Genomic DNA, 13,408 nt, shown 5'->3' with positions numbered 1-13,408 from the left:
CGTTGTTCGGCTCCTGTTCGAACTTCACCAGCTGATTGTCCACGGTGTCCAGGCTCTCGCTGGTTTCCGTCAAAAACTCCCGCAACAGATCATCCATGAAAACAGGCCTTCATACAGGGAGGGCGCGCACACAAGACGTGATGCGCCAATTCGGAATGGGGCCAGCTTCACCGCAAAGCGTTTAATAATGGTTGAGTATGTGGAAAAGAACGGAACCAACAAAGAGATAAGGCGCTCCGGACAAGCCGAAGCGCCTCGTAAAGATTCGATTAACGTTTGAGAGCGGCGGCGTGTCTACGACGCGATAATGGTGATGGCCTCGCCTTCGTGCGCGAGCCTCACGGTCAGCCCGCAAGCCTCTGCCAACAGCCGCGTATAATAAGGCTGGATCGCATGTGCATCCGCAGCCGGGCCGCGCTCGCCGCTCAGGAGCTCGGAGATGTTCTGCGGCAGGCGCGCATTATGTCCGGTCGCGGTGATGCGGAAGCTCATGGTCTCGCCCTCGCCGATCGGATCGATCGTCAGCGTGCCGCCGCGCGGGATCGTGTGCTGCGAAACGACCAGCATGTTGAGCAGCAGCTTGACGCGATTCTTCGGCAGCAAGATCCGCGGCAGATTCCAGGTGATCGAGCACTTGCCGTCCTCGATGTGGCCGCGCGCCATGGTCTGGGCATCGCCGAGATCGATCTGCGCGCCGGACGAGCCGGCCGCACCAAAAGCGAGGCGGCAGAACTGGAGGCGAGCGGAGGCGGTTTTCGCGCTCTTGCGTATCAAGTCGAGTGCGAACTCGCGGTCGTCGGGCTTGGGATCGTCGTCGAGCACTTCGAGCCCATTGACGATGGCGCCGACAGGGCTGATGAGATCGTGGCAGACCCGCGAGCACAGCAGCGCAGCGAGTTCGAGCGCATCTGGAGCGGTGGCGGTAGCGGGTGACGAAGCGTCAGACATAAAGGGTTCCTGGAATTGCACGGCGCGGACGCGGCGAATCAAGCATGCTTGACGAATGCCGCAGGTTCTAACATTCGCTGGCACGTGGCAGCTAGCTTGCGATCGGTTCGAAGCGGCCCTAATGCCGCGGCGAATCACTCGCTTAGGGATGGAATTGCCGATGAATGAGGCATGCAGGTGAAGCGGATCATCGACGGCGCGGCCGCCTCCCACCTGATGGAGCCGCTCACCGCCCTGGTGGTGAAGGCGGGCGAAGCCATCCTCGCGGTCAACCGCGCAGCGATGCGGGTCGACGGCAAGCAGGACGGCTCGCCGGTGACCGAGGCCGACCTTGCGGCCGACCGCATCATCGCGGACGGGCTGGCACAGCTTGCGGGCGACATCCCGACGCTCTCGGAAGAGCGGACCCAGCTCGCCTCGCCGCCGTTCCGCGCCAGCTTCTTCCTGATCGACCCGCTCGACGGCACCAAGGAGTTCGTCGCCGGGCGCGACGAGTTCACCGTCAACCTTGCCCTGGTGACATCGGGCGTGCCGCTGCTGGGCATCGTCAGCGCGCCGGCACTCGGGCTGCTCTGGCGCGGCATCGTCGGCCGTGGCGCCGAGCGCGTCGGGTTCGACGGCGCAACCATCGGCGCTGCCGAGCCGATCCATACCCGCAAGCTGCCGCCCCTGGGCGAACCCTGGATCGCCGCGGTGAGCCGCTCGCATGGAGATCCCCGAACCGAGGCGTTCATCGATCATCGCCCCAGCGCCGTCAGAAAGGCGGTCGGCTCGGCCGTGAAATTCGGACGGATCGCGGAAGGCAGTGCCGACATCTACCCCCGCTTGGGGCCCACTTGTGAATGGGACGTCGGGGCCGGCTACGCGGTCGTGACCGCGGCCGGCGGCAGCGTGACCGACGGCAAGGGCGGCGCGCTCCGCTTCGGCGAGCGGCACGATGGCGGCTTCATCATCCCGGAGTTCATTGCTTGGGGTGACCCGCAGGCGGCAAGACTCTGAGGTCGTAAAGGGGCCTACTGGCTGAGCTTGTCCTGGAGGGCGGGCCAGCGCTTGCCCACCTCATAGAGGAAGCGCTCGGGATTGGCGGCGAAGGCGTCGCGATTGGCTTCCCGGCTGAACAGATAGAGCCGCTGCGCCGCGATCGCGAAGAAGCGGGGGTTACCGGCGATGATGACGCCGCGGGCGATATCGACCGGATCGTAGCCGCCGAACTGCGGCCCGTAGACCTCGGGATGGGCGAGGAAAGACGCCCGGTTGCCCTCGTTCCGAAAGCGCCAGACGGCGCCCCACAGGTTCGCCTCGAACTCGGCCGTCCCCTGCACGGCCGTGCCAGCGACGAAATAGGCCACGGGGTCGAAGCCCTCGATCGCCACGCCACTGAAACGGTTGACGACGATCCGCTCGGTGGTGGCCGCCTGCGCCGGCAACCCCGCGCAGAGGATCCAAATGCCCGACAGCATGCAGACCAGAAGGCCGATCAAGGCAATTCCGGGGCGCAAAGGGCTGGCTTCCTGCCGTTGTGCCGTCATAGTTGCTGCGGATAACATCCGAGTCGAGGGGACATCCGGCGCAACCTAGAGCCGCGCCTGTTGGCGCCAGGTTAAGGAAGCGACCGGATTCGATACCAGGGGTTCTTTTATGACTTTCGCATCACGCCTTGCCGCAGTCGCGCTTGCCGCGATGGTCGGGTGGATCAGTCCGGCTTCCGCCCAGCAGCCGCCGCCGCCCGACTTGCCGCCGCCGCAGCGGACCCAGACGCCCAGCACCTATGGGCCGGACGAACTCGTGAACGCCGGGCATCGCTTCTTCGGCAACGTCTCGCGCGGTCTCGCCTCGATCATCGAGAAGGCGGTCAGCCAATGGGGCCTGCCCAACGGCTATATCCTCGGTGAGGAAGGGTCCGGCGCTTTCGTCGCCGGCCTGCGCTACGGCGAAGGCACGCTCTACACCAAGAACGCCGGTGACCTCAGGGTCTACTGGCAGGGTCCCTCGCTCGGCTTCGACTGGGGTGGCGACGGCGCGCGCACCATGACGCTGGTCTATAATCTGCCCGCCACCAACGCGATCTACCAGCGCTTCGCCGGCCTCGACGGCTCGGCCTACATCATCGGCGGCTTCGGCATGACGGCGCTCACCGCCAACAACATCGTGCTGGTGCCGATCCGCTCGGGCCTCGGCCTGCGGCTGGGAGCCAATATCGGCTATTTGAAATTCACCCCGCGCGCGACCTGGAACCCGTTCTAGCGTTCCGCTTTCCCCTCCGGCGACGGATCAAGGTTAACGACATGTCGGGGCTGGCTTTTTGCCGGCCCCGCATGCAATGTCCTTGGTAAATTTTTCCTTAGCTTTGGGAGTTCTGGCCCATGGTCGAACCGATCATGTACCTGGCGATCGGTTTCCTGCTCTCGATGCTGTGCGGGCTCGCGATCGTGCCGCTGGTGCATAACCGCGCCGTGCGCCTGACCACGCGCCGGCTCGAGGCCGCCACGCCGTTGTCGATGGCCGAGATCCAGGCCGACAAGGACCAGCTCCGCGCCGAGTTCGCCATGTCGGCGCGACGGCTGGAGATGAGCGTCGACCAGCTCAAGAACAAGACCACGAGCCAGCTCGCCGAGCTCGGCAAGAAGAGCGACGCCATCAACCGCATGAAGATCGAGCTCGGCGAGAAGAACGCCACGATCTTCGCGCTCGAAGCGCGCGAGAAGGCGGTGAAGGAGCAGCTCCGCGCCACGGAAGAGGAATTCAACACCAAGACCGCAGCCCTGCGCGCCGCCGAGCTCGCGCTGACCGACAAGCAGGGCGAGCTCGCAAAGATCAATTCCGAACTGTCCGACCGCTCGATGATGGCGGAGAGCCGTCAGGTCGAGCTGGTCGCGGTCCGTGCGCAGATCGAGGAGCTGAAGCACCGCGTCGGCGACGCCGAAAAGGAATTTGCCGCGACACAGGCGCGGCTGGCGCAGGAGCGCACCGAGTCCGAGACCGCTTCGCGCGAGCTCGGCGACGCCCGCGGCCGCGTCGAGAATCTGAGCCAGCGCGTCACCGACCTCGATCGCCAACTCATCGTGCAGGTGAAAGAGGCCGAGATGTTGTCGGGCCGCGTCGGCGATCTCGAGGGACGCCTTGCCACGCAGGGCAAGCTGCTCGCCGAACGCGACTATGAGAACAACCAGCTCCGCCAGGCCAACGAGGCCAATGAGCGCATCATCAAGGAGCTGCGCGTTGAGATCGCGGCGTTGAGCGGCGGCAAGTCCTCGGCCGCAATGGAATCGATCCGCGCGGAAAAGACCGCGCTCGAGGAGCAGCTGCACACCGCCCGCGACGAGCGCGCCAAGCTCCAGCGCGACATCAACGCGATCCAGCAACAGGCCGAGAGCTCCTGGGCGACCGAGCGGATGGAGAACGCGCTGCTGCGCGAACGCATCAACGACATCGCAGCCGAGGTGGCCAAGCTCGCGATGCAGCTCGAAGGGCCGAACTCGCCGATCGAGGCCCTGCTCGCGGCGGAGGCCGGCCAGCCGCCGAGGCCGGCGCCACGCCCGGCCAACGACGCCCCTGCCAACGGCACCGCCGCAGGCACCCTGCCCGAAGGCGGCGGAACACTGGCCGAACGCATCCGCGCGCTCCAGGCCCACGCCTCCCGCGCCCGCCAGCAGGGCGCGTAAGCGGCCCCAAGATGGTCTGACCGCCGAATTGCGGGTCCGGGGGAAGGTTTTCCGGCCCGGCAGCGCCTCGAAACTTGACACCTTCGGCCTGCACTTCTAAATCGCGGGCTCCAAAGCATCGGCGGCCGAAACTCGGGTCGCCTGCATGATGGTTTCGGGTGCATAGCTCAGCGGGAGAGCGTTCCCTTCACACGGGAGAGGTCCAAGGTTCGATCCCTTGTGCGCCCACCATTAACCTAGCTAAATCAGCCACTTAGCGGCGAGGTTCTCCAAGTATGTGCCCCAAAAAAGCGGGGGCACAATAGGGGCACGAAGCGGGCAATGATGGTGCGAGGTCTACAGAACGGCTCGGCTGGTCATCGTACGACCGTTCGATGTTCTCCCCACCCAACCAGTGTAGGCGACCTCGTTTGTCTCGACGCGCTCTTGTCCTGCGACGTTCCTGCACTGTTTCGCTCTGCCTTTAGTCCTTCTCAGGCGGTAAGCGATCACTCTGCCGAGCAGCAGGACTTCGGCTGCGTCCCTAAAGAAAAACCCGCCAGCGACGTAGGGCTGACGGGTTCTCATTTGCCCGTGCGTATCCGCGGTACTCGTCACCCATCCGCGATGGCACATCGTGCAGCCATAACGATCGACGTTTAGGTTATCACCGTCTCTTGCTGGCTGATGTGTTGCTCGCCTTGATGAAGGCGACGCTCGGCCAAGGTCAAGAATGAGGGGCGGCAGCGGTCTCGCTTACCTTCGCTCTGGCTCAAAGCGACCGAGCCGCCGTGGGCCACACCAGACTTCGATCGGTTGGTTTGCCTCCCCGGCAGAGCCAAGCTGAAGAGCTTCTTCCGCGTTGCCGCACTCGATCTCCTGCACATCGAGTGTCTTCTGCCCCAGTCGTCGAGCGTCGATCCGCGCGAAGCTAATGACCTCCACGGAAGCATCTACTCAAAGTTCATCGCGAAGTTGCGGATTGACTTCGCTCAGGTCAGTCCGCTCCGAGAGCTACTGCCGGATCGACTCCTGGTAAAGCTCGTGCGCTTTATAGGCTTCGAGTTCGACTTCGTCCTCGAATTCACCGCAGACGATCACGTCAATTTCGTTGCCAAGCCGGTCACTCTTGCGCTTGCGAGCGAGCTCAAGCCGGCGTGCGTGCGGGATTTTGGCGAGAACGGAAAGGCCGTCGCGCCGATCTCCCGGCATTCCAGGGCGGCGCCGCCGGCTTTTTTTGGCTACGAGCTGAACAGGACGCTGGAACGATACCGGCGGGAGGCATCGCTTGCCTCAGGCACTCCTATATCTTTACGAGGCGTGATAAGCTTGGATTACCGCCATGACAAATGCTGGTCCTTTCTACCGGGTGGCCGGAGCAGGATCCGGTTCGCCGGCGTGAGAGAGCTCGCCGAACAGTCGAAGAATTTGTTGGGCTGGTTACAGTCTCAGCCCCTCCTTTACACCAGGCCAGGCCGTCACGGCTGTACAACGCGTGATTGATCTGTCGGGTGACGCCTTCCAGGTCAACATTGCGCAGCGCTTCAGCGCTCGCCTGGCGAACTCGTTCGATCTGATAGCCTTCTATTGTCAGCTGCGGAAAATGAATTCGGCTCCCTTTGCCGACCTTCTTCGGTATGGCAAGCTCACCATTGCATCGAGTTCGCCCGAGCATTTCACAAAAGTTTGACGCGCCGGCAGATCAGCTCAAAGGCGCGGCCGATCGCGCGAAATGTGCTCACCATCGCTGAAATCGCCGCTCACCATCAGCGAAACGCGGAAGGCCTTGGGAATAAAGCTCGCGAAGCGGGTCGGTACGAAAAGGCAACTTCGCCATTGCGCACAATATCTCTGTGATCCTCCACTGCATTTGCGTCGATGGCACGTCGTTTGACTGGGGCCACGCGCCGGCCCGGCCTTAATTTGCAAGTTTCTGGCCCGGTCCGCCGGGCCGGCGATGTCCCGCTGAGACGGTGGTCGTGGTGACCTCGGTCAATCGACTGGTGGCGAGCTCGCCGGCCCGCCATTGCAGAGGATGACCCACCCTATCCGGACATCATCATGAGGCGCTTGCGATCTCGGAAAGGACCATAACCCAAGCGACGGGCAGCTGATCGCATTGCATTTAGGTGACGGCTAATCGACCAACAGAACCGAGCTGGTTATCGATCCGAGTCTCGGCCGCATCGAGTTCCTACTGGTCAAGGATTAGACAATCGAAGCCGTCGAGGCGAGAGGAGCGCGGGTCGCGACAAATCGCGCCGAGCAGGTGGCGCTTTTGGACGAGACCGTCGACCGCGATAAGGGCATGTCCGACAGCCACCGCGACATGGGTGTTACCGCTGTCGCTCGGGCCGAAACCCAGGATGAAATCAAACACTCGATCTGATCTGCGAGAACTATGCGGATTTTCGGTCGACGAATGGCATCGGATGTCGTCAGCACGGGACGTTGCGCGAGTGAATGGATGCGGCTCCATTGATAGGGCCCTCGGCACACTGGCGTCTTGTTCTGCGGCTCGTCAGCTCATGGACAGCTAAGCCTGCTATGGTGAGACGCCGCTGCCTGGACCGCCAGATCCAGCTTGATCTGCGGAGGAGAATGCGATGTGCGCTTGATGGATGTCAACCGATTGGACGACTCAAGTTTCGCGCGAACGTACTATGATCGGCTGCATCTGACCGCGAACGAATGGGTAGCGTGTTCGGGCGGTCCTAGGTTGGCAAGCGCGGTCCTGGAGCCTGCTTTATCATGTCTCGGTGGTCACTCAGTAGCGATGGCGATCAAGGTAGAGAACCGCCGCTCCGGCGCCACTTCCTTCATTTAGAAGAAGAATTATGCATACAGAACAGACCCAGCGAAGCGCCCGCATTGATTCCGAAACTTCCGAACGTAGGCACCGGCAAAGCTGCCTGTGCGGTCTCACTCAGGCTGCAGCACAGTGGGTCGAAGCCTTGAGGGTGGCCACCGGCCCTGCCCCGGCTCAAGGACAGCTGGAAAGCTGGGTCGCCGAACCGGGACAGGGCGAACAGGAGGATCGGCGAGAGGCAGTAAGCCGAGTGAGAGCCTGGCAGGAAGTGGCTGATGTACACGTGCCGCTGAACCTGGCATCTCTGGGGCTAACCACTTTGCCCGTCCTGCCGCCAGAGATGCAGGGGCTCTCTATCATGCACAATCGGCTGAGTAGTTTGTCGATCGACGGCCAGGCCAACCTCCTCTGGCTCGACGCCAGCAACAACCTGCTGACCAGCCTGTCCGACGCTTTTCCGGCCGGACTTCAAGACCTTAATGTCAGCGGCAACCGGGTGAGCGGCCTGCCTGCCGCCTTCCCGGCTGGGCTCCGTCGGCTCAACCTCAGCAACAATCGGTTGACCAGTCTGACCGATACCCTACCAGCAACGCTTCAGCAACTCGACGCCAGCAACAACCAAGTGACCGATCTGCCCGAGGCCTTGCCAGCTGGGCTCCGTCGGCTCAACCTCAGCAACAATCGGCTGACCAGTCTGACCGATAACCTGCCACCAACGCTTCAGCAGCTCGAGGCCAGCAACAACCAAATGACCAGTCTGCCTGCCGCCTTCCCGTCTGGGCTCCGTCGGCTCGACCTCAGGAACAACCAACTGACCAGCCTGCCCGAGACGTTGCCGACGCAGCTCGGCTCGGAATGCCGCGTTCAGCTAGAAAATAATCCGCTGCCGGAGCGGGTGCTAACGAACTTGGCGTCAACCTTGAATAGCCAGGACTATGCCGGACCGCAGATCTTCTTCTCGGTGCATGACGGGGCGGCGCAAGATCAAGCGCGCCCTCTGTGCGATGCGGTCGCGGCTTGGCTCCCCAACGAGCCAAACACAGCAGCGCTCTGGCGAGCCTTCGCAGAAGAGCCGGGTGCTAAAGAATACGCTCGCTTCCTCGATAGGCTACTGGACACGGTGAACTCTAGCAACTCCGAGTTCCGGGTGGGAGTGGCAGACGATCTGCGGCAGGCGGCGATCAGGCCGGGATTGCGCGCCCAGTACTTCCAGTCGGCCATCGGAGCAAGCGCGAGCTGCCAGGATCGCATCACTTTGGCTTGGAACGACATGCAGACCGCACGGCTGAACGCTGATGTCGAGGAGGGAGCCTACGACGAGCGCCTCGACAAGCTCATCGAACAAGGCCGGGTCATGTTCCGTTTGGGCGTGCTGGACGGGATAGCCCGAGACAAGGTCAGCTCGCTCCGGTTCGTCGACGAGATCGAGGTCTATCTCGCATATCAAGTCAAACTGCGCGACCGGCTGGACCTGAAGCACATCGCCCCAGCCATGCGCTACTTCGGTGTGGCTCACGTGGACGAACATGACCTTGCCACCGCCGAGGCCGTCGTGCGAAGCAAGGAGGCGGCGGAATTCGCCGACTATCTGGCAACGAGCTGGCAACCTTGGGACACGGTGCTGCGCCGCATCGCGCCCGAAGCTCATGCAGAGATGCAGGATCGGCTCGTCGATGCGATGGGTGAGGAGTTCGAGAGCCGACTGACGGAACGGCTCACTGATCTTCGTCTGAACGGCGACGCGGACGCCGAGCGGCAGCTCGGAGCCAAGATCTGCGACGAGATCGCCCGCGAGATCAATGGCGCGCTGACGCGCCAAGTTCTCGGGGAACACGGCCTCACGCTGCAGCCGGCCGCGCCAGCGCAGGCCGCGAGGGGAGACGGCGGGCGCGGTCGGGTATCGTAGCGGTCGATGTTCGGAACAACACACTCGGCTTTCATTGTGTGATCCACGCTTATCGTGATCAATCCCTCTCTAGAAGTATGTTGGGCCAGACGAAGCGCCGGCGAGGCTGACGACATGAGTGTTCACTGATGACACTGATTGATGGCCACGAACAGCTTGGTCGGGCTGATGGGATCGACAGGAAATTCCATTTGATCCTAAGGATTGAAACACCCGGCCGGGCGGTCGGAGTGAGCATCCGAAAGGGTGGCCGCGGGATGTCGATATCCCCTGGGTCATTCGGTGGACGTGGGCACCGAGTAGGTTGAATTAGCATTACAGTTGTCTTTTTGATTTGACGTGAGCGCGTGGAGCGGCAGCCTGATGAGCTCTGCGCCAGAAAGACCATGCGATGATGCGTACGGGTTGAATACGCTTTCGAGCAAGTCTGATGGCAATGCGGCGGATTTCCTGGATTGACCAACGGATCAGTGGCGGTGTGGTTATGCTTTGGCTTTTGCCGGGGGGCGACGTTTCGTTTTTTTTGGGCGGTGGCGGATTAGCGCGATGTCGGATCGCGGCCATCATGGCAAAGGCGAGCATCACCAAGGAGATCTGACCGTGCCAGCCATGCCAGGATCTGCTCTCGTTATGATCGAGCCCGAACTCGTTTTTCGCGGTTTCAAAGCTGTCCTCGATCGCCCATCGATGGCCTTCAACCGCGACCAGCGTTTCAATTGATGTTCCCGCTGGGCACCAGGTGGTGAAGAAGGCGAGGTCATCATCGGCGATCCGACGACGGATCAGTAGACCGCGCGTCTCTAAACCATCATTTGCGCTGTTGAACTGCTCGGCCCCGAGGTCGGCCAATTCGAGATGACACCAGTCGTGCAGCCGCGGTCCTTTGGCTCCGGCTCCCGCCGCCATGGATTCAGACGCCCGCAAAAAAGGCAACTGTAATGCTAAGACTGACCGGCGCGATTCCGAAAAGTTGGCGATCCTACACCGTTCGGGCGACCTCACGCGAATTCCTATGAAGGACATAAGGCAATATGCGATCTCACCCGGGCGCGAATGGATGCATCGATGCAGCTCGTGCGAGCCCGGCAGCAATTGCTCGCATTCCTGTTACGTCACGGCCGCCGCTACGAGACCGGCAAGCACTGGACCCAGCGACATCGCTCCTGGCTTCGCCGGTCAGACCTTTGATCAGCCCGCGCGTCAGATCGTTTTTCAGTATTACCTTGAAGCAGTCTGGACGGCACAAGACCGCCGTGACCAGCTTATCGGGCGTATCAGCGCGATGGCTGCTCATTGGCCGATGGGACCGCTTGTGGAGGCACTGCGTGGGTTGCGAGGTCTCGATTTCATCTCCTCCGCGAGGTTTCTCGCAGTCGGCGATCTCGGTCGTTTTGAGAATGCGCGGGCAGCTGATGTCGTATCTCGGCCTAGTGCCTTCGGAGCAGTCAAGCGGCGAACGGATCTGGCGCGGCGGTATCACCAAGACCGGCAACGGCGAGGCACGGGCGAATGCTCATCGAGGCCGCCTGGAGCTATCGCTATCCACCGCAAGTTGCCAAGGACAAGGCCGAGATCGTCGTGCGGCTTCCCAAGATAGTTCGCGACATTGCCTGGAAGGCGCAACTTCGCCTTTGTAAACGGTTTCGAACATTAAGCGCAGCCGGGAAGAAGCCAACCGTGGTGGTGGCACCGATTGCGTGAGAGCTGTGCGGCTTCGTTTGGGCCATTGCCCAGGAGGTGAAGCCGGTGGCTTCACCGTCGCGCTCGCGCCGGGCCTGTTTGGCCGGGGGCAGGACGAACAGTCAAGGCAATCCTCGAGAACCCCATCGGGCCAGCGTGTTTGCCGACGCCCGCACTGAGTCCGAGGTGGGCCTGCGACGACAAACGCTCGTGCGGTCTTTGATCCGCGAATGGAAGATTGATCGACCGTCGCCATCGTCGTCCTGCTCCCGACCTGTCAGCAATCACCTCACAATCGTTCACCACGCCGCACCTCCGGTGCGGTGATGGTGCTTCGCATCTTTTTGCTTGAAAAAGGGGACATGGAGGGGTTCTCCACTCAGCGCTCGCACAGCACCTCCTGGGAAAGGTCGTAGGTGTGCTTGAGGATCGCGAGCCCCGCCATCAAGCGCGTCGGCAGCGGCGGCTGGCCAGGGCCGTCCGTGTAGACCGCTCCGAACGCCTGCTCCAGGGAGTCCCAATCCAGCGTGCGCGCCAGCGTCACCGGCGAATGCTTCATGTCGATGATCTGATCGAGCCCGGAGCAAGACAGATCCTGCTCGCCGGTCTCGCGCCGCTCCCGTGGCCGCATCCAAACCTCCGCTCATGCACTCTGACGAGCAGAGAACCACGACCGCCGGTCCAACTGAAAATCGTCAGCCCGTCAGGACCGCTGGTCCCGAAGAACAAGCTGAACCGCCCCACCTTGTCTTGATGCCTTTGACGGGAAATGGTTCGTGGAGAAGTCGCGCGTTCGTCGACAGCTTGAGCCATAGCTGCCTCAAAAGGGCATCGTCGATTTAATCTGGCACTGAGCCGAAGAAGGCACCTCTCAGAGGTTTGAGAATCGGCGATAGCTTGTCGCGGATCGCGCAGGAAGTCGCAAAGGCTGGCTTGCGCGAAGCACGACGGAAGTCGGCAATGACGGCTCCGGAATAGCGGACGTGGAAAAGGTTTGCGACCTGATCGTGAACTGACACAAGCCGCTGAGCCTGACGGGACGATTTAAACCGCTTTATGATCCGCTCGCGTCGCCGGGTCGGCGGGTGAGAATTCTCAGCCCGGTGGTTGCGAGCTTTGTGGTGGCGATGGTCGTTGTGAAAGCCCATCTTCGCCCTTGTAGCTCCGTACGAACGGGGTTTGTACGTGATCATCACGCGCGGCGGCGTGCCGGCGAATTTCAAGAGCTTCTTGACAAGCCGCTGCGCAGCGCGCGAGTCTCTTCGGCGCTGGATTAAGACCTCGAGGAACGAGGCCATTCTGGTGGACAGCGCGCCAGAGCCAATGTTGTTCGGCCGCGTCGAGATAGCGATTTCATTCAGATGCCATTTGTCGCCGCGCGCGGAGCGCGCTGGCGGATCCAAAAGGAGAACGCCTTGCCGGATTTCGTTCCCCACTGGCGCACGGTTTAATAGGTCACGACAATGCCGCGCGCCGCCAGCATTTTCCTCGACCATGCGCAAGCTTAAGGAACGGGAAATACATCCAAACGGCATAGCAGATCACTTCCGGTGGGAACCATGAGGGCGAGAAAAAACCCCGGGCGGTTGGCATGCCGCTCGTCGGCCCGCTCGGCCGCTCCAATTCGTTGACTTGACCGCGCATTCCGCACCCTCAACCCTCGGCTCAACGCCATGCAGCTGAAACACTACACTCTTCGCGTATCCAAACCGATGTGAACAATTGTTTTCGCGGGCGTCTCCTTTCTTTGAGGTCGACGACTCCTCATCTTGCCCCCGGAGTAGCGGAAAGGGCCGTCCACCCCAGCACGAGAGTCGTCGTCCGTGAACAAGGCACTAAGCGATTGAGCAGGAGTCAGTTTTCCGGTTGCGGCGGCATTTGAGATTGCAGGGATTGGGGGCTTGAGGCCCCCAAACCTTGCAATTTTCGTTTGTGGATTCCCTTTCGCTGCGGACCATGATTCTGTGGTGCATCGGAGGGGCCGATGCGACCGAAGAAGCACAGGACGACGGGATCGAACGATCTGTTCCGGGCGCGGCTGGACCAGATCATCAATCTGAAGCACGAGTTGGTTCTGCTTGCCGGCAAGATCGATTGGGACTGGATCGACGGCGAGATCGCGCCGCTCTACAGCGAGAACGGCCGGCCCGGGATCGAGACCCGCTTCATGATCGGGCTGTTGTTGCTCAAGCATATCTACGGGCTGTCCGATGAGGGGGTGTGCGAGCGCTGGGTCCACGACCCTTATTTCCAGTTCTTCACCGGCGAAGAGTTTTTCCAGCACGCTTTCCCGCACGAACGCTCGGACCTGAGCCATTGGCGCAAGCGGCTCGGCGACAAGCTGGAGCTGCTGCTGGCCGAGAGCCTGCGGGTGGCGCACGAAGCCGGCGCCTTACGCAGCCAGGACCTCAAGCGCGTCACGGT

Annotated in this window: 11 protein-coding genes, 1 tRNA gene and 3 pseudogenes; 8 read left to right on the top strand and 7 right to left on the bottom strand. The window is 62.0% G+C overall.

From position 1 onward, the window contains the following. Window positions 1–294: 294 nt before the first annotated feature. Window positions 295–948: a histidine phosphotransferase family protein gene (locus tag IVB36_RS28065; RefSeq protein ID WP_018458347.1), complete on the bottom strand. Its 654-nt coding sequence runs from the start codon at window positions 946–948 to the stop codon at window positions 295–297. Between the two features lie 171 nt (window positions 949–1,119). Here IVB36_RS28065 and IVB36_RS28060 point away from each other — a divergent pair, with 171 nt between their 5' ends. After that, entirely contained in the window at window positions 1,120–1,947 is an 828-nt protein-coding gene (locus IVB36_RS28060; RefSeq protein WP_247300655.1) for a 3'(2'),5'-bisphosphate nucleotidase CysQ, read from the top strand. A gap of 14 nt (window positions 1,948–1,961) precedes the next feature. Here IVB36_RS28060 and IVB36_RS28055 read toward each other — a convergent pair whose 3' ends face one another. Further along, the gene (locus IVB36_RS28055) at window positions 1,962–2,447 is read right to left on the bottom strand and encodes a YHS domain-containing (seleno)protein (protein WP_026233560.1); all 486 of its coding nucleotides are present in this window, start codon (window positions 2,445–2,447) and stop codon (window positions 1,962–1,964) included. Between the two features lie 139 nt (window positions 2,448–2,586). Between IVB36_RS28055 and IVB36_RS28050 the strand changes: the two genes are divergently transcribed. The 3 genes from IVB36_RS28050 to IVB36_RS28040 all read left to right on the top strand — a co-directional run bounded on the left by IVB36_RS28050 (window position 2,587) and on the right by IVB36_RS28040 (window position 4,841). Beyond that, window positions 2,587–3,192 carry a DUF1134 domain-containing protein gene (locus IVB36_RS28050; protein ID WP_018458350.1) on the top strand — a complete coding sequence of 202 codons (606 nt, stop codon included), beginning with the start codon at window positions 2,587–2,589 and terminating at the stop codon, window positions 3,190–3,192. Window positions 3,193–3,311: 119 nt separating this feature from the next. Further along, window positions 3,312–4,610, top strand: coding sequence for a hypothetical protein (locus IVB36_RS28045; protein WP_247337937.1), 1,299 nt, complete (start codon window positions 3,312–3,314; stop codon window positions 4,608–4,610). 156 nt (window positions 4,611–4,766) lie between these two features. Beyond that, window positions 4,767–4,841 (top strand) — tRNA-Val (locus tag IVB36_RS28040). Window positions 4,842–5,603: 762 nt separating this feature from the next. On the opposite strand, the gene IVB36_RS28035 is transcribed toward IVB36_RS28040, so the two are convergent. Beyond that, the gene (locus tag IVB36_RS28035) at window positions 5,604–5,801 is read right to left on the bottom strand and encodes a Dabb family protein (RefSeq protein WP_083926520.1); all 198 of its coding nucleotides are present in this window, start codon (window positions 5,799–5,801) and stop codon (window positions 5,604–5,606) included. A 283-nt stretch (window positions 5,802–6,084) separates the two neighbouring features. On the opposite strand from IVB36_RS28035, the gene IVB36_RS28030 reads away from it, so the two are divergent. Next, window positions 6,085–6,279, top strand: a complete 195-nt coding sequence (locus IVB36_RS28030; protein ID WP_247300651.1) for a chorismate-binding protein — start codon at window positions 6,085–6,087, stop codon at window positions 6,277–6,279. Between the two features lie 504 nt (window positions 6,280–6,783). Here IVB36_RS28030 and IVB36_RS28025 read toward each other — a convergent pair. Then, entirely contained in the window at window positions 6,784–6,969 is a 186-nt protein-coding gene (locus IVB36_RS28025; RefSeq protein WP_247393827.1) for a hypothetical protein, read from the bottom strand. Window positions 6,970–7,681: 712 nt separating this feature from the next. On the opposite strand from IVB36_RS28025, the gene IVB36_RS28020 reads away from it, so the two are divergent. Beyond that, the gene (locus tag IVB36_RS28020) at window positions 7,682–9,304 is read left to right on the top strand and encodes an NEL-type E3 ubiquitin ligase domain-containing protein (RefSeq protein WP_346731066.1); all 1,623 of its coding nucleotides are present in this window, start codon (window positions 7,682–7,684) and stop codon (window positions 9,302–9,304) included. A 482-nt stretch (window positions 9,305–9,786) separates the two neighbouring features. On the opposite strand, the pseudogene IVB36_RS28015 reads toward IVB36_RS28020, so the two are convergent. Beyond that, window positions 9,787–10,210, bottom strand: a pseudogene (locus IVB36_RS28015) (transposase); the annotation flags it as partial. A 603-nt stretch (window positions 10,211–10,813) separates the two neighbouring features. On the opposite strand from IVB36_RS28015, the gene IVB36_RS28010 reads away from it, so the two are divergent. Continuing rightward, window positions 10,814–11,005 carry a hypothetical protein gene (locus IVB36_RS28010; RefSeq protein WP_247393821.1) on the top strand — a complete coding sequence of 64 codons (192 nt, stop codon included), beginning with the start codon at window positions 10,814–10,816 and terminating at the stop codon, window positions 11,003–11,005. 361 nt (window positions 11,006–11,366) lie between these two features. On the opposite strand, the pseudogene IVB36_RS28005 reads toward IVB36_RS28010, so the two are convergent. Together IVB36_RS28005 and IVB36_RS28000 are read right to left on the bottom strand one after the other, a co-directional pair. Further along, window positions 11,367–11,615 (bottom strand): annotated as a pseudogene (locus tag IVB36_RS28005) (IS5/IS1182 family transposase); the annotation flags it as partial. Between the two features lie 208 nt (window positions 11,616–11,823). Beyond that, a pseudogene (locus IVB36_RS28000) lies at window positions 11,824–12,577 on the bottom strand (IS6 family transposase). 391 nt (window positions 12,578–12,968) lie between these two features. Between IVB36_RS28000 and IVB36_RS27995 the strand changes: the two are divergent. Then, the coding region (locus IVB36_RS27995; protein ID WP_247391779.1) for a transposase at window positions 12,969–13,408 on the top strand (440 nt) is incomplete at its 3' end.

This window comes from Bradyrhizobium sp. 35 (assembly GCF_023073215.1).
GTDB classification, from domain to species: domain Bacteria; phylum Pseudomonadota; class Alphaproteobacteria; order Rhizobiales; family Xanthobacteraceae; genus Bradyrhizobium; species Bradyrhizobium canariense_D.
Note: the sequence above shows the minus strand (reverse complement) of the source record. Positions and strands in the feature narration are given on the sequence as shown.